Genomic DNA, 24,795 nt, shown 5'->3' on the forward strand with positions numbered 1-24,795 from the left:
ATTCATGCTGAACCTGGAAAAACTGCTGGTCCCGATCAGCATGGACCGCCCCTGCGGCGAGGACCTCGCGTTCTCGCCCGACGTCGACGCCATCAACCGCGCGCGCCAGGCCGACGACCCGTCGATCGAGCAGGGCGCCTGGGTCACGGCGCTGAAGGAGGCGGACTGGAAGTTCGTCACCAGGCGCTGCACCGAGCTGCTGGAAACGCGCAGCAAGCACCTGCAGCTCGCGGTCTGGCTGCTCGAATCGGCCACCAGGACCGGTGGGGTGGCCGGCATGGCCGCCGGCCTGCGCCTGGTGGCCGGCCTGTGCGAGCGCTACTGGGACGGCCTGCACCCGCTGCCCGACGAGGACGGCGACGAGCGCCGCATCGGCAACCTGGCCTGGGCCGCGGCCCGTATCGCGCCGCTGGTCAAGGAACTCCCGCTGGCCGAGGGCGTCACCGTGCAGGCCTGGGAAGCCGCGCGCGGCCGCGGGCCCGAGGCGCTGGCCGAGCTGGAAGCGGCGCGCGCCAAGGCGGCGCCGGCGGCGCGCCAGGCGCTGGCGGAAGCGGCGCACGACTGCCTGGCGGCGCTGGCGGACCTGGAGAAGGTGGTCGACGCGCGCCTCGGCGTCGACGGCCCGAGTTTCGGCGCGGCGCGCGCGGCGCTGGAGAACTTCGAGGACATGGCGGCGCCGATGGTGCCGGCGAAGGTGGAGCCGGTGGTGGCGCCGGGGGCGGTGGCGACCGTGACGCATGCGGCGCCGCGGGTGTTCGCGCAAGAGACCGTGCAGAGCCGGGAGGGGGCGCTGGCCCAGCTGCGTGCGGTGGCCGAATTCTTCCGCCGCACCGAGCCGCACAGCCCGGTGGCCTACCTGGCCGAACGGGCGGCGCGCTGGGGCGAGCAGCCGCTGCACGCGTGGCTGCGTACGGTGGTCAAGGACCAGGCATCGCTGTCGACGTTGGAGGAATTGTTGGGAGTAGAGGAAGCGAAGTAGGGTGGACGGCTCTGCCGTCCACCCTACCGTGTTTATTGTTGCGGTGCCGTCGGCTGCACCATCGACGACGCTTTCGCAATCTGCGCCTCGACCGTCTGCACCGCCTGGCGCGTCGCTTGGGTCACCTGTTCATAGCCCTTGAAGGCGTTGTCGATCGCGGTCTTGATGATCTCCACCGCATTTTCCGAACCGGGCTTGACGTTCTGGGTCACGTCGTAGATCAGCGCCGACAAGGTGCTCTTGGCCTCGGCGACATGGGTGTCGGCGGCCTGGCGGAACTCGTTGTGCATCTCGTCGATGATGGTCTTGAGCTGCTCGCGGTATTCGGCGGCCCCTTGCACGCCCGGCTGCATGCGCGCATGCAGGGCGGCGATCGCGGCCTTCGGATCGCCGGCGCGGGCCATTTCCTGGCCGGCGGCGAGCGAACCTTCCATCGAGCTCTTGGCCGCATTCATGTTCAGCGCGACAACCTGCTCCACGCCCTTGACGGTCTTGCTGGCGAGGGCTTCGAAGGTCTGCATCTGCAGGTCGAACAGGGTCTTGGTGGCGTTGGCAAACTGCTCCGGACTCGTGAACATTGGGTTGTCTCCTTGGTATGGGGTCGTTAAGCCTTGCACCCCATTATTTAGCAACCATGAGTTTTTCGCAACGCGCGTCCCGATACGGACCAGCGGTTTTTTCCCAGCCGGCGCCGAGCGGCGTCTGCGAGCAGGCCATCGTTCCGTTGAGCTTGCTACGCCACTGGTAATACGGCGCGGGACCGGCCAGGGCGGCGCCGGCGATCGACAGGGACAGGAGGAGGGCGATCTTCTTCATACCTGCCGAGCTTACCGCAGGCAGGCCCCAAGTCAAGCACCGGCTTGACCTTCCCGCGATGGGAAGGTGTATGCTGCCCCTGGAAAACAACAGGAGATGACGATGCAGCAAGGCGATCTCACCATCGGCGACGCCGCCGAGGCTTCCGGCGTGTCGGCCAAGATGATCCGCCACTACGAATCGATCGGCCTGATCGGCGCGGCGAAGCGGACCGACGCCGGCTACCGGCTCTACACCGGGCAGGACGTGCACGTGCTGCGCTTCGTGCACCGCGCCCGCGCGCTCGGCTTTTCGCTCGACCAGATCCGCACCCTGCTGGGCCTGTGGCAGGACGAGAAGCGCGCCAGCGCCGACGTGCGCGCCCTCGCGCGCAGCCACATCGCGGAGCTGGACCGCAAGATCGCCGAGATGGGGGCGATGCGCCGCACCCTCGAAGCGCTGGCCAACTCCTGCCATGGCGATGCGCGGTCGAACTGCCCGATCCTGGACGACCTGGCGGCCACCTAGCTTCAGGCGATCGCCAGCGTGCGCACCACCTCGAGATCGGGGAAGCCGGTCACGCGATAACGCTCGGGGAAGGCCCCCGGCACCGGCTGCATCAGGTCCGCGCAGGCCGCACGCAGGGCGTCCCAGGGCAGCAGATGGTATTCCTGCATTTGCTCGTCCTCGCCGAACACCACCATCGCGGCCCGGTCGGTGCGCGGCAGCAGGGAATCGACGCCGCGCGACCAGGTGCAGACGCTGAACTCGACGTCGTTGCCGGATGCGAGCAGCAAGGCGCCGCGCGCCGGCACCATCGCCAGCGGATTGGCGCCGGCCACGCGGTGGGCCAGATCCGGCAGCAGGATGCGCGAGGAATGGTAGGCGTCGCCGGCGGCGCTTGGCAGGAAGCGGAAGCCCCGCTTCGTCGTAGCGCGCCGGCTCGTCGGAGAAATAGATGGCCAGATACAAGCACGGTCAACAAGACGGTTCGGGGCAGGAAGAAGACGCTGAGCACATTTGTTCACGTCTTTGATAGCAGGGACATGGGGCGCAGTGTAGGGCGAACGGCCGCAACTGTCCGAGTCGGAAGCAGAAAACGCAAAACGCCGTAAGCCTTTTTCAAAGCTTACGGCGTTTTGCGGGACTGTCGTCCTTCGGTAGAGTTTGGTGCCCACGGAGGGACTCGAACCCCCACACCTCGCGGCACATGGACCTGAACCATGCGCGTCTACCAATTCCGCCACGTGGGCACTGATACTGCTACAACAACAAAACTACAACTGCGGAGTACATCCAGTAGATGGTGCCCACGGAGGGACTCGAACCCCCACACCTCGCGGCACATGGACCTGAACCATGCGCGTCTACCAATTCCGCCACGTGGGCACTGATACTGCAACGACTACGGTACAACGAACTGCTTGCGGATAACTGCTCCGGTAGAGTGGTGCCCACGGAGGGACTCGAACCCCCACACCTCGCGGCACATGGACCTGAACCATGCGCGTCTACCAATTCCGCCACGTGGGCACTGAACTGCTAACTCTGCTACAATATCAGGCTTTGTCATTTTTCGCTAGATCAACTTTCGTTCGATCGCAGCGTTGAACGCTCTTCCTGCTACTGCTTTCTCTCCTGCTTCACATCGCTGCGTTGCTGAAGAGACCGAGATTATAGCGGATGGATTTCAAATGTCAAAGGCCCACGCCGCGCTTCCTCATTCGCGTCGAGTCGGGCGCCCGACAGTTTCCCCGAGCACGCTTCGCTGCATATGTTAGGCGAATCGGATGGCAATCCCTTACACTACGCCTGCCAAGGTATTAAGCAATCCTTTAAAGAGAAATAAGAAAACGATTTGAAGCAACCTACTCACACCATTCCAAGCCGCGAGGAAATCCTCGCCGTCTTCCGCAGTGCCCAGGGCCCGCTCGACGCCAGTGAGCTGGCGCGCACCCTGAAGGTCAAGCCCGCCGCCCAGGAAGTCCTCGGCCGCCGCCTGAACGCGATGGAGCGCGACGGCCAGATCCGCGCCGACCGCAGCGGCAGTTATACGCTGGCCGACCAGTCCGGTTTCATCACCGGCAAGGTCAGCGCGCACCGCGACGGCTACGGCTTCGTCATTCCGGACGAGGGCGGCGACGACCTGTTCCTGAACGACAAGGAAATGAACAAGGTGCTGAACGGCGACAAGGTGCGCGCCAAGGTCACCGGCACCGACCGCCGCGGCCGCCTGGAAGGCACGATCGTGGAAGTCGTCGAACGCGCCAACACCCACATCATCGGGCGCCTGATGAACGAAGGCGGCGTCTGGATCGTCTCGCCCGAAGACAACCGCATCAGCCAGGACGTGCTGGTGTCCGGCGGCCCGGGCAAGGCGAAGGCCGGCCAGGTGGTCAGTGTCGAGCTGATCGAGCAGCCCTCGCGCTTCCAGCAGCCGACCGGCCGCATCGCCGAAGTGCTGGGCGAGCTGGACGACCCCGGCATGGAGATCGAGATCGCCGTGCGCAAGTTCGGCGTGCCGCACGTGTTTTCCCCGGCCGCGCTGAAGCAGGCGAATCGCCTGCCCAATGAGGTGGTCGATGCCGACCTGGCGGACCGGGTCGACCTGCGCGACGTGCCCCTGGTGACGATCGACGGCGAAGACGCGCGCGACTTCGACGACGCGGTCTACTGCGAACCGGTCAAGTTCGGCCGCACGAAAGGCTACCGCCTGCTGGTGGCGATCGCCGACGTCAGCCACTACGTGAAGCCGAACGACGCGCTGGACGTCGATGCGATCGAGCGCAGCACCTCGGTCTACTTCCCGCGCCGCGTGATTCCCATGCTGCCGGAGAAGCTGTCCAACGGCCTGTGTTCGCTGAACCCGGCGGTCGACCGCTGCACCCTGGTGTGCGACATGGTGGTCACGCTTGATGGCGAAGTGGTCGCCTACCAGTTCTACCCGGCCGTGATGCACTCGGCCGCGCGCCTGACCTATAACGAAGTGGCCGACATCCTCGGCAACACGTCGGGCCCCGAGGCGCAGCGCCGTCCGGGCATCGTGCCGCACCTGCTGAACCTGAACGAGGTGTTCCGCGCGCTGCTCAAGGCGCGCCAGGAACGCGGCGCGATCGACTTCGAGACCACCGAGACCTACATCGTCTGCAACGCCGTCGGCAAGATCGAAAAGATCATCCCGCGCACCCGCAACGATGCGCACCGCCTGATCGAGGAGTGCATGCTGGCGGCGAACGTGTGCGCGGCCGACCTCTTGATCCGCCACAAGCACCCGGGCACCTTCCGCATCCACGCGGTGCCGACCGAAGAGAAGCTGCTGCAGCTGCGCACCTTCCTCAAGCTGGTCGGCCTGAACCTGGGCGGCGGCAACAAGCCGACCGCGCGCGACTACGCCGAGGTGATGCAGAAGATCAAGGAGCGCCCGGACGCGGCCCTGCTGCAGACCATGCTGCTGCGTTCGATGCAGCAGGCGGTCTACAGCCCGGACAACGTCGGCCACTTCGGCCTGGCCTATGAGGCCTACGCCCACTTCACCAGCCCGATCCGCCGCTACCCGGACTTGCTGACCCACCGCGCGATCAAGGCCATCCTGCAAGGGAAGAAGTACGAGCCGAAGGGCATCGAGCTGGGCAAGCTGAACACGACCTTGTCGAATTCGGCGAGGAAGCAGGCCGCGAAGGACAAGGCCGCCGGCACCGCCAAGAACGAGAAGGACCTGACGATCTGGGACGCGCTGGGGGTGCACTGCTCGGCCAACGAGCGCCGCGCCGACGAAGCGTCGCGCGACGTCGAGAACTGGCTCAAGTGCTTCTTCATGCAGGACAAGCTGGGTGAAGACTTCACCGCGACGGTCTCGGGCGTGACCGCCTTCGGCCTGTTCGTGACCCTCGACCAGCTCTACGTCGAAGGCCTGGTGCACATCAGCGCCCTCGGCGCCGACTACTTCCAGTACGACGAGGCGCGCCACGAGCTGCGCGGAGAACGCACGGGACAGCGCTACGGCCTGACCGACAAGGTCAACGTGAAGGTGGCGCGCGTCGACCTCGAGTCGCGCAAGATCGACCTGGTACTGGCCGACAACGCCCCCGCCGCCGAGCCGGCGCCGCTGGAGCGCGCGCGCCAGGCCGCCATCGAGGCGCTGGAGCCGAAGCCGCCGAAGAAGCGCAAGGGCAAGGGCGTTCCGGCCGAACCGGCTGTCGAGGAAGTGCCGGCGGAAGAAGACGTCGTCTTCGTCCCGCCCCCGCGTGCCCGCAAGACCACGGCGTCGAAGACGCCAGCCAGGAGTGCAGCCAAACAGAGCGCACCGAAAACCACAGCGGCGGCCAAGGATGTCTCCAGGCCCGCCGCAGCCAAAACCAGCAGGAAGAAGAAGTAAGACATGAAGAACAAAATGCTTTTCGGTTTCCACGCGGTGACCTCGCGCTTGCGTCACGAGGCCCAGTCGGTGGAAGAGATCTTCGTCGACGCCGAGCGCAACGACGCCCGCATGAAGGCCCTGATCGCGAATGCGAAAGAGGCCGGCGTGCGCGTCATGCCGGTCGAGCCTTCGCGCCTCGACAAGATCACCGGCACCCGCCGCCACCAGGGCGTGATCGCCTTCGCCAGCCAGCTGGCGCTGGCACGCAACCTGGACGAGCTGCTCGACGCCATCGAAGGCCCGCCGCTGCTGCTGATCCTGGACGGCATCACCGACCCGCACAACCTGGGCGCCTGCCTGCGCGTGGCCGACGGCGCCGGCGCGCATGCGGTGATCGTGCCGAAGGACCGGGCGGTCGGGCTGAATGCTACCGCGGCCAAGGTCGCCAGCGGGGCTGCCGAGAGCGTGCCGTACATTACGGTCACCAACCTGGCGCGCACCATGCGTGATCTGAAGGATCGCGGGATCTGGCTGATCGGTACGTCGGATGATGCGGAAAAGGGGCTGTACGAAGGCGACTTCACCGGGCCGACGGCGCTGGTGATGGGGTCGGAAGGCGAGGGGATGCGTCGTCTGACGCGCGAGACCTGCGATTTGCTGGTGAATATTCCGATGTTCGGGTCGGTCGAGAGTCTGAACGTGTCGGTGGCTTCTGGCGTGTGCCTGTACGAGGCGCGCCGCCAGCGGCTTGTGCGCGAAGGCTAACTGGTCTTTTGCAAGATTGGATCCCGGCCTTCGCCGGGATGACGTTGATTGATGATGTTGGCATATCGACGTCATCGACTTCGGCCACGTCCCCATGAACCGTCGTTCCGGCGAAGGCGGGAACCCAAGTTCGTTCCGCAGTCAGTAACCCCACCTTTCCCCGCCCCACTCAGCAAACCACCCAAACATACGCTACCATCAGCGTTGGTTTGCGATCATCCTTATTATGTTTTCCAACTTATTTGCCAATCTTCGCGGCGATATCCATAGCATCATCAGCCGCGACCCCGCCGCCCGCAACGGCTGGGAAGTCCTGACCTGCTACCCCGGCCTGCATGCGGTGATCATGCACCGCTGGGCCCACGCCTGCTGGAACGTCAAGCTGAAGTGGATCGGCCGCTTCATCTCCTATCTCGCCCGCATCCTGACCGGCATCGAAATCCACCCCGGCGCCACCATCGGCCGCCGGGTCTTCATCGACCATGGCTTCGGCGTGGTCATCGGCGAGACCGCCGTGGTCGGTGACGATTGCACCATCTACCAGGGCGTCACGCTCGGCGGCACCACGCTGGTGGCCGGCACCAAGCGCCATCCGACGCTGGAGCGCGGGGTGATCGTCGGCGCCGGCGCCCAGGTGCTGGGCGCGTTCACGGTGGGCGAGTACGCCAAGATCGGCTCGAACGCGGTCGTCATCAAGCCGGTCCCCGCCGGCGCCACGGCGGTCGGCAATCCGGCTCACATCATCCGCAAGGAAGAGCAGTCGCGCGGCGCCCAGCTGTTCGCGGCCTACGGCGTCACGGCCAACGGCGACGACCCGCTTTCGAAAGCCCTGCGCGCCCTGGTCGACCACGTGGCGCGCCAGGACGAGCAGATCGAGCGCATGAGCACCACGATGCGGGAGGCCGGCCTGTGCTGTCCGAAGGTGGCCGAGGGTGATAAACTCGATTCCGAACAACTGAACCGACTGGTCGACTGAGGAATTGCATGACGAATGACGAGACTGTGCTGGACCCGCATGAAATCCGCGTACTGGCGGTGCTCGCCGAAAAAGAAGCGCTGACCTCCGATAACTACCCGATGTCCCTGAACGCGATCGTCAACGGCTGCAACCAGGTGTCGAGCCGCGACCCGATCATGCAGCTCACCGACGAGCTGGCCCAGGACACCCTGCAGCGCCTGATCGAAAAGAAGCTGGTCAGCGCGGTCTCGCAGGCCGGCGCGCGCGTGGTGAAGTACGAGCACCGGATGCGCATCAAGTGGACGCTGGAGCAGGACAAGGTGGCGGTGCTGGCGATCCTGATGCTGCGCGGCCTGCAGACCGCCGGCGAGATCCGCACCCGCACCGGCCGCCTGTTCGAGTTCAAGACCGTGCAGGAAGTCGAGACCGTGCTGCAGTTCCTGATCGATAAATACCCACCGCTGGTGGCGCGCCTGGAACGCGCCCCCGGCACCAAGGAATCGCGCTACGGCCAGCTGCTGGGCGGCGAGATCAGCGCCACCTACGAGGCGCCGAGCAGCGGCGCCGGCCTCGGCGGCGGCGGCGCCAGCCGCATCGGCCAGCTGGAAGGCGAAGTCGCCGCCTTGCGCGGCGAACTCGAAGACCTCAAGGCGCAGTTCGAGGCGTTTCGCCAGCAGTTCCAGTAGACGCCGTGACCAGCGGAGCGTCATCGAGGAAGGTCAGCTCGACCATCGCCTCGTCGCTCCAGGTCGAATTCCCGATCGGGACCTCGAAGGACTGGCCTTTGCTGCGCAACAGCGCCGAGCGATTGCCCTCGACCAGGATCGCCTCCTTGATCGGACGCCCGGCGCGGTAGCCGAAGTGCGCGTCCCTGGCGGCGCCGTCGTAGGCCGTCGATTTCTCGTCACCGAAGAAGCTGCACCAGTCGGTCCGCAGCAGGAAGCCGTTGATCACGCCCACCCAGTAGAAGGGGATCTCCGATTTCGCGATCGCGATCTGTACCTTGCATTCGAGGCGCAGGTCGCCCAGGCGCCGCCGGTTGTCCGGCAGGCCCGGCGTCTTCACCTCGACCGCGATGCGGTAGGCCCCCTTTTTCTGGTTCAGTTCCAGCTCGCTCTTCGCATCCTCGGCCGCCTCGCTGCGCGGCACCTCGAAGCGGCCCGCGGCATCGACCGCGATCGGCAGGGTGAAGCCGTCGTCGCCGGCCAGGCGCACCTTGAGCACGGCGGGTGTTTCCTGCTTCTTGCGCGGCTCGGCCACGAAGCGCAGCCGGTCGACCCGCGGCGCCAGCGCGTGATGCTTGTCGAAGGTGTCGAGGCCCGCCAGGATGTGCTTGTACTTGCGCACTTCCGGATTGCGCATCGCATTGACGTGCACCGGGTCGAGTTCGCGCACCGGCTGGGTGTCGGCCGCAGCGGCGCTGCCGCCAGCGAGCAGGGCGCCGAGCGCAAGGGTGTGGAGTGTTTTCAAGCGTCGTCCTCCTGTTTGTCCGCCGCCGGTGGGGCGTACTGCAATTCGATGATGGCGTCGTCGCTCCACGTGCCTTCTCCGAGCGGCACGCTGTAGGAGCGTCCGCTGCTGCGCAGCAGCGCCGACCGGTTGCCCTCCACCAGTACGGCTTCAAGCACCGGCTGCTCCGCAGTGAAGCTGAAGGTCGTGTTCTTCTTGTTGTCGAAGAAGCTGCACCAGTCGGTCGTGAGCAGGATGCTGTTGATCAGGGCCCGGAGCACGAAGGGAATCTCGACCTTGGCCATGGCCACGGTGACCCGGCATTCGAGCCGCAGGTCGCCCAGGCGGCGCTGGTTCGGAGCCAGGCCCGGCGTCCTGATGTCGGCCGCGATCCGGTACAGCTTGCGCTTGCGATTGAGTTCGAGTTCGCTGTCCGCGTCCTCCGCCTCATCGCTCCTCGGCACCGTGAAGCGGCCGTCGGCGCCGATCGGCAGCGGCAGCTCGAAGCCGTCGTTGCCGACCAGGCGCACCGCCGGCGCGGGACCCGTGTCCTCGACCTTGCTGCGCTTGTCCAGCCGGAAGCGCAGCCGGTCGGCCCGCGGCGCCATCCGGTGGTAGTCGTCGAACGCATCGAGGCCAGCCAGGATCACCTTGTACTTGCGGACTTCCGGATCGCGCATGGCGTTCACGTGCACAGGTTCGAGCTCGCGGACCGGCTGGTCCGCGGCGCCGGCGGCGCCGCACAGGAGCACGCTGCCGAACAGCAGGGCGGGGAGGGCGCGCATCTGCTCAGCCCTCGTCGCGCCAGCGGCGCAGGCGGATCGCACCGACAATCATGGCGCCGCCTGCGATCGCGCCCAGCCACACGCCCGGATTGGCCAGGGTGCGGTAGGACTCGCCCAGCACCGCGCCGGCGTCCAGGCCCTCCTTCATCTGCCGCAGGCGCGAACCATCCACCTCGCTCATCCACGCGCCCGGGAACAGGCCGCCGAGCATGCGGGTGACGATCTCCTTGCCGATGAAGTCGATGTCGAAGTGCACCGGCGCGATCGGGCTGATGATGAAGTTGAGCCAGAACAGCAGCAGCAGGGTCACCAGCGGAATCCCGACCGCCCACAGGAAGACCTTGGACTTCGCCCAGCTCGACACCAGCAGCAGCCAGCCGACCGTCGGCAGCGCCCACAGGATGTAGAGCGGCAGGAAGGCGAGCAGGTAGAAGGGGCTCAGGTACAGGTTCAGGTCGGTCAGGACCGGCGCGAACAGGTTCAGGCCCTTGCCGGCGGCGGCCAGCATGCCGATTACCAGGAGCAGCAGCGAGGTGGCGACGCTGATCGCGATCGTCACCAGGGGCGCGACGCACAGGGCGGTGACGACCTTCGACAGCACGGTGTCGCGGTCCGACAGCGGCAGCGACTTCCAGAACAGGATGCTGCGGTCGCGGCGGTCGTCGTGCAGGGCGGACAGGCAGTAGAAGAACACGACGACGGCCAGCACCAGGAACAGCGGCGCGGCGGCGCCCAGGTAGGCGCTGGCGGCGATGTGCGCGATCTTGTAGCGCATCGCCTGCGGCACGCCATCGACCGACACCAGGTCGCCGTGGAAGCGGATGTTTTCCACGTTGCCGAAGGCCACGCTGTAGGCAAAGCCGCCGCCCATCAGGATCACCATCGCCGCCGCGATCAGCAGCGGGGTCCAGAAGAAGGCGCCCTTGTGCTCCCAGATCTCGCGCCGGAGCAGCCATTTCATCGATTTCATGCGTAGGTTCCTTTCATGGTCGCCACGAACAGGTCGGCGACGCTGGGATTGCGGACTTCGCCGAGCTGGCCGAGCTGGGTGCGGCAGACGCCGTCGAACAGCATGACCTGCTTGCCGAACACGGTGCGCTGGTCGATCGGCGCCAGCGCGCTGGCGGCGCCGACCTTGTCCGGCGGGACCATTACTTCGGTGTAGCGCTCGCCGATCTCCTCCATCGTGGCGGCCAGCACGATGCGGCCGTCGCGGATGAACATCAGGTCGGTCAGGATGTGCTCGACCTCTTCCACCTGGTGGGTGGTGATGACGATGGTCTTCTGCTCGTCGAAGTAGTCTTCCAGCAGGTTCTGGTAGAAGGTCTTGCGGTAGATGATGTCCAGGCCCAGGGTCGGCTCGTCCAGCACCAGCAGTTTCGCGTCGATGGCCATGACCAGCGCCAGGTGCAGCTGGACGATCATCCCCTTCGACATCTCCTTGACCTTCATGCCGGGCTTGAGCTTCGTGTTCGCCACGTAGCGCTCGGCCTTCTTGCGGTCGAAGCGCGGGTGCACGCCTTCCACGAAGTCGATCGCATCCTTCACCCGCAGCCAGCGCGGCAGGATGGCGACGTCGGCGATGAAGCAGACTTCCTTCATCAGGTCGTCGCGCTGGGTGCGCGGATCGAAACCGAGCACCGACAGCTCGCCTTCGAAGTCGATCAGGCCCAGCGCCGCCTTCAGGGTGGTGGTCTTGCCCGAACCGTTGGGGCCGATCAGGCCGACGATGCGGCCCGGCGGGACGGAAAAATCGATGCCGTCGACGGCGGTGCGCTTGCCGTAACGCTTGGTCAGGCCGCGCGCTTCGATCACGGCGTTCATGCCGAACCTCCCGGAGCGTTGTTGCCGGACGCGTGCAGCAGCTGCTCGACGTTCAGGCCGAGACGGCGGATGCGCTCGACCATCGCCGGCCATTCCTCGCGGATGAAGCGCTCGCGCTCGCTGGCCAACAGTTTCTCGCTTGCTCCTTCGGTAACGTACATGCCAATTCCCCTTCGCTTTTCCACTAAGTTCTCGTCGACCAGTTCCTGGTAAGCCTTCGACACGGTGATCGGATTCAGTTGATATTCGGCCGCGATTTGGCGCACCGAGGGCAGGGCGTCGCCGGCTTTCAGGATACCGTCGAGCATCATGCCGACCACCCGCTCCTTGAGCTGGCGGTAAATGGGGGTGTTGTCATTCCAGCCGACTGTCATGTCGAGTCCTCCTCTGTCGTATCGGTTCGGGTTGCATGTGCGTCTCCCTATGTGGTGCTGTGTTGAAGTGGTGTTGTAGTGAAGTATAACAGTGGTTTTCTGAATGTAAACATACATATCGAACAATTATTTGCGGGCGCGGCAATCCGGCGCGATTTGCTAGGATGGGGGCCGAACCAGGAGGAGAAGACGATGCTGACATGCCCGAACTGCGGCGTTTCGCCGCTGACGCATGCGATCAGGGAAATGCAGTACAGCTACAAGGGGCAGAGCACGACGATTGCCGACGTGGCGGTCGAGCACTGCGCGGGGTGCAGGGAAGTGATGTTCGCCAGTGGCGAGCACGAGCATTATGGAGAGCTGATCAAGGCGTTTCGCAAGCAGGTCGATGCGGAGGAGCTCAAGACGATCCGGGCGATGCGCAAGCGGCTGGGCTTGACCTTGCAGAAGGCCGATGAGCTGCTTGGTGACGAGCAGGGAGATTTCGCGCGCTACGAGGCGGGCGAGGCGCATGCGCCGGTGGCGCTGGTGAAGCTCTTGAGACTGCTAGGCAAGCATCCTGAGTTACTGGATGCCGTTCGGTAGGGTGGGCGGTCCTCCACCCACGCTACGAAAGGCTGTGAGTGGTAATGCTGCCGTCTGCGGCCAGCTCGATCCAGCCACCGCGCAGCGGTTCCTGATCCAGCTCCCAATCCGGCAGTACATAGCGCAGCTTGCCGCCCGTCTCGTGCACGGCCGGCCGGTGCGTATGCCCATGAATGACCACCTCCGCCCCGGTCCGCGCGAACACCGCGTCCACGGCTTCCGGCGTCACATCCATGATCTCGTAGGCCTGCCCCTGCTGCGCCTCGCGGCTGCCTTCGCGCAGGCCGGCGATGATCGCCTTGCGCTGCGCTAGCGGCATGCCGAGGAACTGCTGCTGCCACTCGCGGTCGCGCACCTGGGCGCGGAAGGCCATGTACTTGAGGTCGGCCGTGCACTGGGCGTCGCCGTGCACCAGCGCGATGCGGCGGCCGCCGGTCTCGATGAGATGCGGTTCTTCCAGCAGCTCCACTCCCGCCGCTTCAGCAAAACCCGGGCCGACGAGGAAGTCCCGGTTCCCGGCCAGCCAGTACACGCGGGTGCCGTCGGCGCTGACCGCGCGGATCGCCCCGATGATTTGCTGGTGAAAAGGCTCGGCAAGATCATCGTCGCCGGCCCAGTATTCGAAGATGTCGCCGAGCAGGTAAAGCCGCTCGGCATGTGCCGCACGCTCGGCCAGGAAGCGGTAGAACGCTTCGGCCGTGCGCGGATGCGAGGCCTGCAGGTGCAGGTCCGAGATGAAGAGCGCGAACGCGCGCGCGGGCGTGCTCATTGAACCGAAGGGTACTGCCGCCCCACGCGCACCGCCTTCATCAGATAATTTCGACTTTCTCGATGACGATCGGGTCGACCGGCACGTCCGAGTGCATGCCGCTGCGGGTGGTCTTGACGCCGTTCATCTGGTCGACGATGTCCTGGCCTTCGGTGACTTTGCCGAACACGGCGTAGCCCCAGCCGTCCTGGCCCGGGTAGTTCAGGAAGGCATTGTCCTTGGTGTTGATGAAGAACTGGGCCGAGGCCGAGTGCGGGGCCGAGGTGCGGGCCATGGCGATGGTGTACTTGTCGTTCTTCAGGCCGTTCTTGGCTTCGTTCTCGACGGTCGCGTCGGTGGCTTTCTGCTTCATGCCCGGTTCGAAGCCGCCGCCCTGGACCATGAAGTCCTTGATCACGCGGTGGAAGATGGTGTTGCTGAAGTGACCCTTGCTGACGTAGTCGAGGAAGTTGGCAACGGTCTTCGGCGCCTTGTCGGCGTCCAGTTCGACGGTGATGTTGCCCATATTGGTGGTCATGCGTACGCTGGTCATCTGGTGTCCTGTTCTATGGTGTTGTTAAAGGATGCAAGAATGCACATTCGCTATTTTACAAGCTTGTCGCCCTTGAGCACGGTAACGGACTTAATGAAAATCGGCACCACCGGCACGTTCTGCATGCCGCGCACGTCGTCCACCATCACACCCTTGATCTTGTCCACGACTTCCTGGCCCTTCACCACCTTGCCGAACACCGTGTAGCCGGAACCCTTGTAGTTCGGGAAGTCGATACCCGAGTTGTCGGCCACGTTGATGAAGAATTGCGAGGTGGCCGAGTCCGGATGGTCTTCGCGCGCCATCGAGATCGTGTATGGCTGGTTCGACAGTCCGTTATTGGATTCGTTCTTGACCGGCTTGTTGGTCTTGCGGCCCTCGAACTTTTCGTTCATGCCGCCGGCCTGGATCATGAAGCCGTCGATCACGCGGTGGAAGATCGTTCCCTTGTAGAAGCCCTGCTTGACGTACTGCATGAAGTTGGCGACGGTCTTCGGCGCCCGTTCCTCGTCGAGCTGGACGACGATGTCGCCCAGCGTGGTCTTCAGCGAGACCCGCGGGCCTTTCACGACGGGCGCGGCGGGCGCTTCCTCGGTCAGGGGCGTGGACTGCGGCTCGGCCTGCTGCGCCAGCGCGGCGCCGGACAGGAGAAGGGCGCCGGCGCCCAGGGCGATTCCCTTGAGCAGCGAGCGGCGGAAGGAAGTGGTCATCGTCAAGGCTCTCCTCTGGTGGACACCGCGCAAAACGGTGTCAAGTCTTTTCCCGAAAAATAAAGCTGAACCATATGCGGCCAGCCGGGATTTTAACAATGCTATACTTTGCGCAGAACGTCCCATTCTATCAAAGAAGAACAACACCCGAGGCCGCAGACGATCCCGACCCACATTCGCCGTGTCGCTATCCTCTCCCTCAGCAGAATCTACCCATGAGCCAACTGAAGATTTACAACACGCTCGCGCGTGATAAGCAGGTATTTGTCCCGATGGAAGCCGGCAAGGTCGGCATGTATGTGTGCGGCATGACCGTCTACGATTTCTGCCACGTCGGGCACGCGCGGATGATGATGGCCTTCGACGTCATCTATCGCTGGCTCATGGCCTCGGGCTACGAAGTGAAATACGTCCGCAACATCACCGACATCGACGACAAGATCATCAAGCGCGCGGTCGAGAACGGCGAGAGCATCAAGCAGCTGGTCGAGCGCAATGTGATGTACATGGACGAGGACATCGGCGCCCTCAACATGCTGCCGCCGACCGTCGTGCCGCGCGCCACCGAATACGTGCCGCAGATGCTGTCGATCATCGAGCAGCTCGAAGCCAAGGGCCTCGCCTACAAGAGCGAGGATGGCGACGTCAACTATGCCGTGCGCGGCTTCGAGGGCTACGGCAAGCTGTCCGGCAAGTCGCTCGACGACCTGCGCGCCGGCGAACGCGTCGACCTCAAGAGTACCAAGCGCGACCCGCTCGACTTCGTGCTGTGGAAGGCCGCCAAGGAATCGGAACCTGCCGAAGCCAAATGGGATTCGAAGTGGGGCAAGGGCCGCCCGGGCTGGCACATCGAGTGCTCGGCCATGTGCAGCGCCACCCTCGGCGAACACTTCGACATCCACGGCGGCGGCGCCGACCTGCAGTTCCCGCATCACGAGAACGAGATCGCCCAGTCCGAAGGCGCCTTCGGCGGCGAGATGGTCAACTACTGGATCCACAACGGCTTCGTGCGCGTGGACAACGAGAAGATGTCCAAGTCACTTGGCAACTTCTTCACCATCCGCGACGTGCTCAAGCAGTACGACGCCGAGGTCATCCGCTTCTTCATCCTGCGCGCCCACTACCGCAGCCCGCTGAACTATTCGGACGCGCACATCGACGATGCGAAGGGCGCCCTGAACCGCCTGTACACGGCGCTGTCGACGGTCGACATCGATGCAGAGTCGCCGACCGTCGATTGGGACGAGGAACACGCGGTGCGCTTCCGCGAAGCGATGGACGACGATTTCAACACGCCGCTGGCCGTGGCCGAACTGTTCGACCTGGCGGGTGAGGTCAACCGCAGCAAGTCGCTCGACGCCGCACGTCAATTGAAAGCCCTGGCCGGCGTGCTGGGCCTGCTCGAGCGCGCGCCGCAAGCCTACCTGCAGGGCGGCAGCGACGCGGGTGATGCTGGTGTCGATGACGCCATTTCTCGCCGCGCCGCCGCCAAGAAAGCCCGCAATTTTGCCGAAGCGGACGCCATCCGCGCCGAACTGACTGCCGCCGGGATCATCCTGGAAGACAAGCCGGACGGAACGACGACCTGGCGCCGCGCATAATGGCGGCGCACAAGGACAGGGTGGAGGCGGCCGGCGGGGCCGAGCTGACCGTCCCCGCCTACTGGGCGGAGGCGAAGGCGGCGCTGATGGAGCGCGACCGCATCATGAACAAGCTCATCCCGCAGATCGGCGACCTGCACCTGCGCGGCCAGCCCGACCCGTTCACCACCCTGGCGCGTTCGATCGTGGGCCAGCAGGTGACGCCGAAGGCGGCCGACGCGGCCTGGGCCAAGCTGCTGGCGCTCAGTCCCAAGCTGTCTCCCGCACAAGTGATCAAGGCGGGTGCGGGCGAGCTGGCCGGCTGCGGCCTGTCCAAGCGCAAGACCGAATACATCCTCGACCTGGCCGACCATTTCAAGGCGAAACGGGTCCACGCCGACCTGTGGTCGCAGATGGACGACGAGGCCGTGATCGCCGAACTGGTGCAAATCCGCGGCATCAGCCGCTGGACAGCGGAGATGTTTTTGATATTTAATCTGCTCCGTCCGAACGTGCTGCCGCTCGACGACCCCGGCCTGATCCAGGGCATCAGCCAGAATTATTTCTCGGGGGAACCTGTTTCCCGCAGCGATGCGCGCGAGGTGGCGGCCAACTGGGAACCCTGGCGCACGGTGGCAACCTGGTATCTGTGGCGCAGTCTGGACCCGCAATAAACCGGCTTCAAGCAGCTTACCCCCTCCCAGCCGCCCAAGGCTACGGTAGAATACGCCCAAAATCAGTCCACCGCCGCGCGAAAACGGAACGCTGCGGCCACGAAATAATCCGGAGGTACAATGACTAAAACAACTTTCCTCAATTTTGAGCAGCCCGTCGCCGAGCTGGAATCCAAGATTGAAGAGCTGCGGTTCGTGCAGGACGATTCCGCCGTCGACATCTCCGAAGAGATCGACCGCCTGGCCAAGAAGAGCCAGCAGCTGACCAAGGACATCTACGCCAAGCTGACCCCATGGCAAGTGTCGCAGATCGCCCGTCACCCCCAGCGTCCCTACACGATGGATTACGTGAACGCGATCTTCACCGACTTCCACGAGCTGCACGGCGACCGCACCTTCGCCGACGACCAGTCGATCATCGGCGGCCTGGCCCGCTTCAACGGCCAGCCCTGCATGGTCATCGGCCACCAGAAGGGCCGCGACACCAAGGAGCGCGCGATGCGCAACTTCGGCATGCCGAAGCCCGAAGGTTATCGCAAGGCCATGCGCCTGATGAAAGTGGCGGAGAAGTTCGGCCTGCCGATCTTCACGTTCGTGGATACGCCAGGTGCTTTCCCCGGCATCGACGCCGAAGAGCGCGGCCAGTCCGAAGCGATCGGCCATAACCTGTACGTCATGGCCGAATTGAAAGTGCCGCTGATCGCCACCATCATCGGCGAAGGCGGTTCGGGCGGCGCGCTGGCGATCGCAGTCGGCGACGCGGTGCTGATGCTGCAGTACGCGACCTATTCCGTGATCTCGCCGGAAGGCTGCGCCTCGATCCTGTGGAAGACCTCGGAGCGCGCCCCGGAAGCGGCCGACGCCCTCGGCCTGACTGCGCACCGCCTGAAAGCCATCGGCCTGATCGACAAGATCGTCAGCGAGCCGCTGGGCGGCGCCCACCGCGACCCGAAACAGATGGCGCAGTTGCTCAAGCGCGCACTGGCCGACACGCTGCGCCAGTTCCAGGGCGTGAAGACCAAGGACCTGCTGGACGCCCGTCACGCCAAGCTGATGGCCTACGGTAAGTTCAAGGAAACCCTGCCGTCCGAAGAGTGAGCCGTTCCCCAGCCGAGGCCGCATCCGCGGTCTTTGCGCAGGCCATGCTTGGCCTGCGCGCAAGTAACTCCCCCCAACCCATTGCAGTTGCCTGTAGCGGCGGCCTCGATTCGATGGCCCTGCTGCGGCTTGCCCACGCCTGGACGCGCGAGCAGGGCATTCCCCTGTACGTGTTCCACGTCCACCACGGCCTGAGCCCGAACGCCGATGCCTGGCTCGCGCACTGCGAAGCCGCAACTGCCGCGCTCGGCGCCGTGTTCGACCACCGCCGCGTGGAGGTCGTCAAGGGCAAGGATGGCGTCGAGCAGGCGGCGCGCAAGCTGCGCTACCGCGCCCTCGGCGCCATGTGCACGGCGCATGGCGTGCCGCTGCTGCTGAGCGCGCATCACCTGGATGACCAGGCCGAAACCGTTCTGCTGCAGCTGCTGCGCGGTTCGGGGCCGGCCGGCCTGTCCGGCATGGAAGCGTCCAGCCGCATGCCGGCGTTATTGGGCACGCCGGACGTGGTGCTGGCGCGTCCCTTGTTGACCGTCGCGCGCGGCGCCCTCGAACAGTTTGCGGCGCAGGAAGGCCTGGCCTGGGTCGAGGACGAATCCAACGGCGACCCGCGCTACACTCGCAATGCCTTGCGCCATGGGGTGATGCCGGCAATCGCCGCCAGCTTCCCCGGCTACCAGGCGCGCCTGGCGCGCGGCGCGGCGCACGTCGAGTCGGCCCAGCGCATCCTCGACGAGGTGGCCAGCCAGGACCTGGCTGCCTGCATGACGGGCGACACGGTCATTCTTGCGCGCCTGCAATCGTTCAGCCGCGACCGCATCGACAACCTGCTGCGCCACCTGTTTGCCGTGCGCGGCCTGGCGATGCCCTCGACCGCCTGGCTCGGCGAGATGGTCGCGCAATTGTTTTCGGCGCGCGACGACGCCCAACTGAAGGTCACCCATCCGGCCTGCCATATCCGCCGCCACCGCGGCAAACTCCACATCACGCCGCGCCTGCCGGACCTGGCAGGCATGCGCGACCCCGACGATGAAGGCGTGCTCGACAAGCCGGGACAATCCTTCCGCTGGAACGGGGAGGCGAGCATCGCCTTCCCGGCCTATGGCGGCGTGCTGCACTTCGACGGGGCCGACAGCGGCTTCGATCCGGCCTGGCTGCGCGCGCAGCCGTTGATCATCGATTTCCGCAAGGGCGGCGAACGCCTGAAGCCCGCGCCCAACCGGCCGACGCGTTCACTCAAGCAGCACTATCAAACGCTGGACGTGCCGAGCTGGGAACGCGAGCGCGCGCCGATCGTCAGCACCGGTCACGCGCTCCTGTTCGCGGCCGCGATCGGCATGGATTGCCAGTTCATGCGGGCCGGGCAGGGCGGCCTGATCGCACTGCGTTGGGAGTCCGCCAGCACCTGATTCGGCATCTAGTTTCTATGCGAAAAAGGTATTACTTTATTTTCTTTTCGTATAGCTTTTTCTCCCCCCGAGTCTTGTGATAGTGCGATGCAGCATGCTATTGTTAGGGTCCCCTTTTGACCTTTCAACAAGCTGGAACCCTTCCTGATATGGCTTTAATTGTCCACAAGTATGGCGGTACGTCGATGGGCTCGACGGACCGTATCAAGAATGTCGCGGCCCGTGTGGCGAAGTGGCATGATGCCGGCCACCAGATCGTGGTGGTGCCGTCGGCGATGTCCGGCGAGACCAACCGCCTGATCGGTCTGGCCAAGGAAATCATGGCGCAACCGGACCCGCGCGAACTGGACATGATCGCCTCCACCGGCGAGCAGGTGTCGGTCGGCCTGCTGGCGATGGCGCTGCTGGCGATCGGCAAGGATGCGGTTTCCTATACCGGCTGGCAGGCGGGCATCCGCACCGACTCCTCGTTCACGAAAGCGCGCATCCAGTCGATCGACGACACCCGCGTGCGCAATGACCTGAACCAGGGCAAGATCGTGATCATCACGGGCTTCCAGGGCATGGACGAAGATGGCAATATCTCGACCCTGGGCCGCGGCGGTTCGGACACCTCGGCGGTGGCGATCGCGGCCGCGCTGAAGGCCGACGAATGCCTGATTTACACCGACGTCGACGGCGTCTACACGACCGACCCGCGCGTGGTGCACGAGGCGCGCCGCCTGTCCAAGATCACCTTCGAGGAAATGCTGGAGCTGGCCTCGCTGGGCTCGAAGGTGCTGCAGACCCGTTCGGTCGAATTCGCCGGTAACTACCAGGTCCCGACGCGCGTGCTGTCGTCGCTGACCGATCCCCTGATGCCGCTGGACGAGGAAGCGAAGTCCGGCACCCTGATTTCGTTTGAGGAAGAAAGCAATATGGAACAAGCCGTCATCTCCGGTATCGCGTTTCACCGCGATGAAGCCAAGATCACCATCCTGGGCGTGCCGGACAAGCCGGGCGTCGCCTTCCACATCCTGGGCCCGATCGCCGAGGCCAATGTCGAAGTCGACATGATCATCCAGAACCAGTCGGTGGACGGGAAGACCGATTTCACCTTCACCGTTTCGCGCGGCGATTATGTGAAAGCGATGAGCGTGCTGGAATCGCAGCGCGAAGCGCTGGGCGCAGCCAAGGTGCTGGGCGATGCCAAGGTGTCGAAGGTCTCGGCCGTCGGCGTGGGCATGCGCAGCCACGTGGGCGTGGCCTCGCAGATGTTCCGCACGCTATCGGAAGAGGGCATCAACATCATGATGATCTCGACTTCCGAGATCAAGATTTCGGTCTTGATCGACGAGAAATACATGGAGCTGGCGGTTCGCGCGCTGCATAAGGCGTTTAACCTCGAGCAAGGTTAACAAATTTCAAAATTTTCGGGCGTGCGTCCTTGACGCAATGTGCACCAGCCCTTAAGATGCGTGCACTCAGCGCTGACTGATACACAAGTCAGCACTGATTGGAGACGTGGCCGAGTGGCCGAAGGCACTTCCCTGCTAAGGAAGCATACGGCTTATACCCGTATCGTGGGTTCGAATCCCACCGTCTCCGCCAGGAATCTTTGTTAGAGAAATCCTCTAACGCGAAAACCCGCTAGCCCTTGGGCAGCGGGTTTTTTTATTGACCGGACGAGTGTTGGCTCGGTTCGAATCCCGATCTTGTCAGCGCGACGACGCGCCAAGTTCCTCAATTGACCTCCGCTGCTGCGACAGCAGAGATCTGCCTATTCCCACACCCACATGCACCTGCGTAGCGCAAACATTTTTTGTGCCCAATTCGGCGCCTGAATCAGACGCAGCTTGTCGCAGATGAGTGACCGCCGGGGCCTGTCTTGCTCAGTGCCGTCCGGCCTGCGTTGCTGGGATATGCCGCGCCTGGGAGTTTTCTCGCCGGTTTCAGAAGAGATGAGATGTCGCGGCATCCGCAACAAATATCTTGTCATCGCATCGCGGTTTGTCGATAATGCTTTCTCATTATCGAAATAGATGGACACTCCGTCGGGCACCGCTCGCGGCGCCAGCGGATGCCTCCACACATCCTTCGACGCCACCAGGATTAATAGATGAAGAAAAGAACCAAACTGGGCAGCGCCACCATCGCACTGGCCATGACGCCTGCCATCTTGTATGCGCAGACGGTGGCGCCCGCGCCGCAGACGGAACCGGGCGCGATCGATAACACGGTGACCGTCACCGCCAGCAGGGAAGGGGAGGCGCAATCGAGCTTCACGCCTGCCCATACCCTGTCCGGCGCCGAACTGGTGCACCGGCGCCAGGGCGGGCTGGGCGAGACGCTGGCCGGCTTGCCGGGTGTGCACCTCGATAACTTCGGCGGCGGCGCCTCGCGTCCGGTCATACGCGGTCAGACCCTGCCCCGCATTGAAGTGTTGAGCGATGGCGCTGCCCTGTTCGACGTCTCCTCGGTGTCGCCAGACCATGCGATCGCCACAGATCCGCTGCTGCTCGACGCGATCGAGGTCATCCGCGGTCCAGCCGCGATTCGCTACGGCGGCAATGCCGTCAACGGCGCCGTGAACCTGATCGACAGCAAAGTGCCGACGCGGATGCCGGAAGGCGGGGCAAGCGGCGCCACCGAGGTCCGCTACGGCACCGGAGACAACGAAAAGACCGCGGTCGGCCGCGTCACCGTCGGCGCCGGCCAGTTCGCGCTTCATGCCGAGGCCGTGCGTCGGCACGCCGGCAACTACGACGTGCCGGGCGACTATGGCGCCGATGTGCTGGCCGATTCCTTCGCCGAGAATACCAGCTACGCAGTCGGCGCCTCATGGATCACGCCGCAGGGCCATATCGGCGCCGCCTTCACGCGCGTGAAAAGCGACTACGGACTGCCCGGCCACAGCCACCTGAATGGCGTATGCCATACGCACGGCCTGGACCTGCACTGCGCGGCGCACGGGGGGTACGACGATCCGTTCGGCTCGCCCGACAGCCACACCGCCTTCATCAAGCTGCGCAGCGACCGGGTCGATGTGCGCGCCGACTACCGCGATCTGCTGCCGGGTTTTTCGCATACGCGCCTGCGCCTTTCGCACACCGACTATGCCCACGACGAAGTCGACGGCGCCATGCTGTTCACGCGCTACACCAATGAAGTGTCGGATGGACGCATCGAGCTCACCCACCAGCCGCTGCTGGGCTTTACCGGCACGGTAGGCGCGCAGTATACGGATGGCACGTTCAGCGGAATCAACGTCGAAGACCTGCACGTGCCATTCCCCGACAACGCCTACGGCACCGTTCCGCCCTACTACCACCTGACCAGGAATGTCGGCGTGTTCCTCAGCGAGCGCCGCTCTTTCGGCGCGCTCGATATCGAATTCGCGCTGCGCAAGGACTGGCGCGAGATGCGTGTGGCGGCGCCTGAGTTCCGCGCCACCATGACGCCGGAATACGAAGCCTTGTTTACCGAGTGGTATGGACCCGGGTGGCGGCAGATCCTCGAGGCCGAAGAGGTCAAGAGTTTCTTGAAACGAAATCCGGGCACCAGGCACAAGCCCTTCTCGGCGTCGCTGGGCGGCATCTGGAATTTCGGCCAGGGCTATTCGATGGGGCTGTCGCTGAGCCATACCGAGCGCGCGCCGAATGTGCGCGAACTCTACGCGCGTGGCAACAACCTCGCGACCAACAGCTACGAACTCGGGATTGCGGTCGACAACCCTGTGTTCAAGGAGGGCAAGCGTGCGGCCGGCGATGTGCTCGAGTCCACCGACGCGATCGACCTGACCCTGCGCAAGAGCGGTGGGCGGCTCGATGTCGAGGTCGGCGTGTTTTACCAGGACATCGGCGACTATATCTTCGCGCGGCTGGTCGAGACCGAAAGGGAGACCGGTGTCGCGCACAACTTCCTGGCCTATACCGCGGCCGATGTGCGCTTCGCCGGCGTCGACGGACAAGCCAGCTACCGGCTCACGCCGGCGTCGCGCCTCACCGTGTTCGGCGACCATGTGCACGCGCGCATGAAGAGCGGGGGCGCCAATCTGCCGCGGGTCCCGCGCGGGCGCCTGGGCGCGCGCTACGAGCACAAATGGGGCGCGCTTTCGGCCGATGTCGAACTGGCGCACACCTTCAGCCAGCATCGCATCGCCGCCTACGAAACCGAGACCGCGGGCTACAACATGGTCAACGCCACCGTGGCCTACCGCGTCGACCTGGGCGCGCGCACGTCGCTGGAATTGTATGCGCGCGGCACCAACCTGACCGATGAACTGGCGTTCTCCCATGCGTCTTTCGTGAAGAACCAGTCGCCGCTGCGGGGGCGCAGCATCGCATTCGGGGCGCGCTACGGATTCTGACCTCGACGTTGGCCGCAGTGCGGGCGCTAGCGCGGGGATGGAAGGAAGCCCGCTACCCGGCTGGTGGAGCCATCCGGTGGCGTGGCGTGGCGGCGGCGTTACGCAAGTGGACGAAGCGCAGTGCGAGGAGCGCGAGTGGAGGTGGCCGCAGAACGGCGCACATTCAAACTTTCCGCCCGCTTGGTCGCAGGATACGCGGGAGCAGGACGGTGGTCACGATCCAGACCATTACCAGCACAAGCAGGGCACATGGCCGACGTCAGCACGGCGGCGATGGCGCACGGCAGCAGGTACAGCGCATGCGCGGCCAAGACGAATGGCTTGAAGCGGCCAACGGATGACAACGAACGCGAGTGAGACACCATTGGTGTTGCCAAGCTTCACCTATGCGTTGATAATGAGGAGGCATTATCAAATAAGCGAGATGTACCCAAACCCATTCTGGACTGACCATGACAAAGCACCAATCCGCCTGGCATGCCACGCCGGCCGTCGCTGCAGAACGCTTGCATGGCAAGCGGATCCGGTTTCGCAGGCACTGCATCGCTTCAGGCGTGCTTGGCTGGCGCCTCCCACAACTAGTCCAGGCCCGGAACGGGCAGGGCGGCAAGCGCCGATTCCACCGTGATCCTCACGGCGCAGCGCGAACCGGCTTCGGTCCTGCCGGCGACAGCCGTCTTGCGCTGCGCGTGAAAAACCTCGGCAACGCCCGCTATGCGGCCTATGGCGACCCGTTATACCCCCACCAGGTGTTCCTGGGCGCCCCACGCACCGTCGAGGCCAGCGTCTCGTACAAGTTCTAACCCA

The 24,795-nt window shown here is 64.7% G+C and carries 25 protein-coding genes and 4 tRNA genes; 15 read left to right on the forward strand and 14 right to left on the reverse strand.

Annotation, left to right across the window (positions count from 1 at the left end):
* Positions 1-4: 4 nt before the first annotated feature.
* Positions 5-979 (forward strand): type VI secretion system protein TssA, encoded by a 975-nt coding sequence (tssA, locus tag LQ564_RS08400; RefSeq protein WP_231057656.1) that lies wholly within the window; start codon positions 5-7, stop codon positions 977-979.
* A gap of 32 nt (positions 980-1,011) precedes the next feature.
* Here tssA and LQ564_RS08405 read toward each other — a convergent pair whose 3' ends face one another.
* On the reverse strand, positions 1,012-1,557 hold the full coding sequence (locus LQ564_RS08405) for a phasin family protein (RefSeq protein ID WP_231057657.1): 546 nt from the start codon (positions 1,555-1,557) through the stop codon (positions 1,012-1,014).
* Between the two features lie 43 nt (positions 1,558-1,600).
* A complete protein-coding gene (locus LQ564_RS08410; RefSeq protein WP_231057658.1) occupies positions 1,601-1,795 on the reverse strand; it encodes a hypothetical protein in 195 nt (64 codons plus the stop codon).
* A gap of 102 nt (positions 1,796-1,897) precedes the next feature.
* Here LQ564_RS08410 and cueR point away from each other — a divergent pair, with 102 nt between their 5' ends.
* Positions 1,898-2,302 (forward strand): Cu(I)-responsive transcriptional regulator, encoded by a 405-nt coding sequence (gene cueR / locus LQ564_RS08415; RefSeq protein WP_231057659.1) that lies wholly within the window; start codon positions 1,898-1,900, stop codon positions 2,300-2,302.
* Between the two features lie 2 nt (positions 2,303-2,304).
* On the opposite strand, the gene LQ564_RS08420 is transcribed toward cueR, so the two are convergent.
* From LQ564_RS08420 to LQ564_RS08435, 4 genes are all read right to left on the reverse strand, one after another.
* A complete protein-coding gene (locus LQ564_RS08420) occupies positions 2,305-2,802 on the reverse strand; it encodes a hypothetical protein (RefSeq protein WP_231057660.1) in 498 nt (165 codons plus the stop codon).
* A 140-nt stretch (positions 2,803-2,942) separates the two neighbouring features.
* Positions 2,943-3,027: transfer RNA gene (locus LQ564_RS08425), tRNA-Leu, on the reverse strand.
* 51 nt (positions 3,028-3,078) lie between these two features.
* Positions 3,079-3,163: transfer RNA gene (locus LQ564_RS08430), tRNA-Leu, on the reverse strand.
* Between the two features lie 59 nt (positions 3,164-3,222).
* A tRNA-Leu gene (locus tag LQ564_RS08435) sits at positions 3,223-3,307 on the reverse strand.
* 325 nt (positions 3,308-3,632) lie between these two features.
* Here LQ564_RS08435 and rnr point away from each other — a divergent pair.
* The 4 genes from rnr (at position 3,633) to LQ564_RS08455 (ending at position 8,540) form a co-directional block, all read left to right on the forward strand.
* A complete protein-coding gene (rnr, locus tag LQ564_RS08440) occupies positions 3,633-6,149 on the forward strand; it encodes a ribonuclease R (RefSeq protein ID WP_231057661.1) in 2,517 nt (838 codons plus the stop codon).
* A 3-nt stretch (positions 6,150-6,152) separates the two neighbouring features.
* Entirely contained in the window at positions 6,153-6,896 is a 744-nt protein-coding gene (gene rlmB, locus LQ564_RS08445) for a 23S rRNA (guanosine(2251)-2'-O)-methyltransferase RlmB (RefSeq protein ID WP_231057662.1), read from the forward strand.
* A gap of 226 nt (positions 6,897-7,122) precedes the next feature.
* Positions 7,123-7,872 (forward strand): serine O-acetyltransferase, encoded by a 750-nt coding sequence (gene cysE, locus LQ564_RS08450; protein WP_231057663.1) that lies wholly within the window; start codon positions 7,123-7,125, stop codon positions 7,870-7,872.
* An 8-nt stretch (positions 7,873-7,880) separates the two neighbouring features.
* Positions 7,881-8,540 carry a YceH family protein gene (locus LQ564_RS08455; protein ID WP_231057664.1) on the forward strand — a complete coding sequence of 220 codons (660 nt, stop codon included), beginning with the start codon at positions 7,881-7,883 and terminating at the stop codon, positions 8,538-8,540.
* Here LQ564_RS08455 and LQ564_RS08460 read toward each other — a convergent pair.
* The 5 genes from LQ564_RS08460 to LQ564_RS08480 are packed head-to-tail and all read right to left on the reverse strand — an operon-like array spanning position 8,500 to position 12,286.
* Complete coding sequence (locus LQ564_RS08460; RefSeq protein ID WP_231057665.1) at positions 8,500-9,324, reverse strand: hypothetical protein; 825 nt, start codon at positions 9,322-9,324, stop codon at positions 8,500-8,502. The genes LQ564_RS08455 and LQ564_RS08460 overlap by 41 nt on opposite strands.
* Entirely contained in the window at positions 9,321-10,088 is a 768-nt protein-coding gene (locus LQ564_RS08465) for a hypothetical protein (RefSeq protein WP_231057666.1), read from the reverse strand. Before LQ564_RS08465 ends, LQ564_RS08460 begins: the two co-directional genes overlap by 4 nt.
* Before the next feature lie 4 nt (positions 10,089-10,092).
* Positions 10,093-11,058 (reverse strand): hypothetical protein, encoded by a 966-nt coding sequence (locus LQ564_RS08470; RefSeq protein ID WP_231057667.1) that lies wholly within the window; start codon positions 11,056-11,058, stop codon positions 10,093-10,095.
* Entirely contained in the window at positions 11,055-11,912 is an 858-nt protein-coding gene (locus LQ564_RS08475) for an ABC transporter ATP-binding protein (RefSeq protein WP_231057668.1), read from the reverse strand. Before LQ564_RS08475 ends, LQ564_RS08470 begins: the two co-directional genes overlap by 4 nt.
* Entirely contained in the window at positions 11,909-12,286 is a 378-nt protein-coding gene (locus LQ564_RS08480; protein WP_231057669.1) for a GntR family transcriptional regulator, read from the reverse strand. The genes LQ564_RS08475 and LQ564_RS08480 overlap by 4 nt, the downstream gene beginning before the upstream one ends.
* Before the next feature lie 78 nt (positions 12,287-12,364).
* Between LQ564_RS08480 and LQ564_RS08485 the strand changes: the two genes are divergently transcribed.
* Complete coding sequence (locus LQ564_RS08485; RefSeq protein ID WP_231057670.1) at positions 12,365-12,871, forward strand: type II TA system antitoxin MqsA family protein; 507 nt, start codon at positions 12,365-12,367, stop codon at positions 12,869-12,871.
* Between the two features lie 22 nt (positions 12,872-12,893).
* Here the strand turns inward: LQ564_RS08485 and LQ564_RS08490 are convergent, their stop codons facing one another.
* Genes LQ564_RS08490 through LQ564_RS08500 form a run of 3 tightly spaced genes read right to left on the reverse strand, consistent with a single transcriptional unit; the run spans position 12,894 to position 14,882 of the window.
* A complete protein-coding gene (locus tag LQ564_RS08490; protein ID WP_231057671.1) occupies positions 12,894-13,640 on the reverse strand; it encodes a UDP-2,3-diacylglucosamine diphosphatase in 747 nt (248 codons plus the stop codon).
* A 40-nt stretch (positions 13,641-13,680) separates the two neighbouring features.
* Positions 13,681-14,172, reverse strand: a complete 492-nt coding sequence (locus LQ564_RS08495; RefSeq protein ID WP_231057672.1) for a peptidylprolyl isomerase — start codon at positions 14,170-14,172, stop codon at positions 13,681-13,683.
* A 50-nt stretch (positions 14,173-14,222) separates the two neighbouring features.
* Entirely contained in the window at positions 14,223-14,882 is a 660-nt protein-coding gene (locus LQ564_RS08500; protein ID WP_231057673.1) for a peptidylprolyl isomerase, read from the reverse strand.
* A gap of 215 nt (positions 14,883-15,097) precedes the next feature.
* Here LQ564_RS08500 and cysS point away from each other — a divergent pair, with 215 nt between their 5' ends.
* The 8 genes from cysS (at position 15,098) to LQ564_RS08540 (ending at position 24,791) form a co-directional block, all read left to right on the forward strand.
* The gene (gene cysS, locus LQ564_RS08505) at positions 15,098-16,483 is read left to right on the forward strand and encodes a cysteine--tRNA ligase (RefSeq protein WP_231057674.1); all 1,386 of its coding nucleotides are present in this window, start codon (positions 15,098-15,100) and stop codon (positions 16,481-16,483) included.
* On the forward strand, positions 16,483-17,136 hold the full coding sequence (locus LQ564_RS08510; protein WP_231057675.1) for a DNA-3-methyladenine glycosylase family protein: 654 nt from the start codon (positions 16,483-16,485) through the stop codon (positions 17,134-17,136). The genes cysS and LQ564_RS08510 overlap by 1 nt, the downstream gene beginning before the upstream one ends.
* Before the next feature lie 120 nt (positions 17,137-17,256).
* Positions 17,257-18,234 carry an acetyl-CoA carboxylase carboxyltransferase subunit alpha gene (locus tag LQ564_RS08515; RefSeq protein ID WP_231057676.1) on the forward strand — a complete coding sequence of 326 codons (978 nt, stop codon included), beginning with the start codon at positions 17,257-17,259 and terminating at the stop codon, positions 18,232-18,234.
* A complete protein-coding gene (gene tilS, locus LQ564_RS08520) occupies positions 18,231-19,640 on the forward strand; it encodes a tRNA lysidine(34) synthetase TilS (RefSeq protein ID WP_503827148.1) in 1,410 nt (469 codons plus the stop codon). Before LQ564_RS08515 ends, tilS begins: the two co-directional genes overlap by 4 nt.
* A gap of 149 nt (positions 19,641-19,789) precedes the next feature.
* Entirely contained in the window at positions 19,790-21,037 is a 1,248-nt protein-coding gene (locus LQ564_RS08525; protein WP_231057677.1) for an aspartate kinase, read from the forward strand.
* A gap of 100 nt (positions 21,038-21,137) precedes the next feature.
* Positions 21,138-21,230: transfer RNA gene (locus LQ564_RS08530), tRNA-Ser, on the forward strand.
* 508 nt (positions 21,231-21,738) lie between these two features.
* Complete coding sequence (locus LQ564_RS08535; protein WP_231057678.1) at positions 21,739-23,988, forward strand: TonB-dependent receptor domain-containing protein; 2,250 nt, start codon at positions 21,739-21,741, stop codon at positions 23,986-23,988.
* 452 nt (positions 23,989-24,440) lie between these two features.
* On the forward strand, positions 24,441-24,791 hold the full coding sequence (locus LQ564_RS08540) for a hypothetical protein (protein WP_231057679.1): 351 nt from the start codon (positions 24,441-24,443) through the stop codon (positions 24,789-24,791).
* Positions 24,792-24,795 lie beyond the last annotated feature (4 nt).

The organism is Massilia phyllostachyos (assembly GCF_021044825.1).
GTDB classification, from domain to species: domain Bacteria; phylum Pseudomonadota; class Gammaproteobacteria; order Burkholderiales; family Burkholderiaceae_D; genus Telluria; species Telluria phyllostachyos.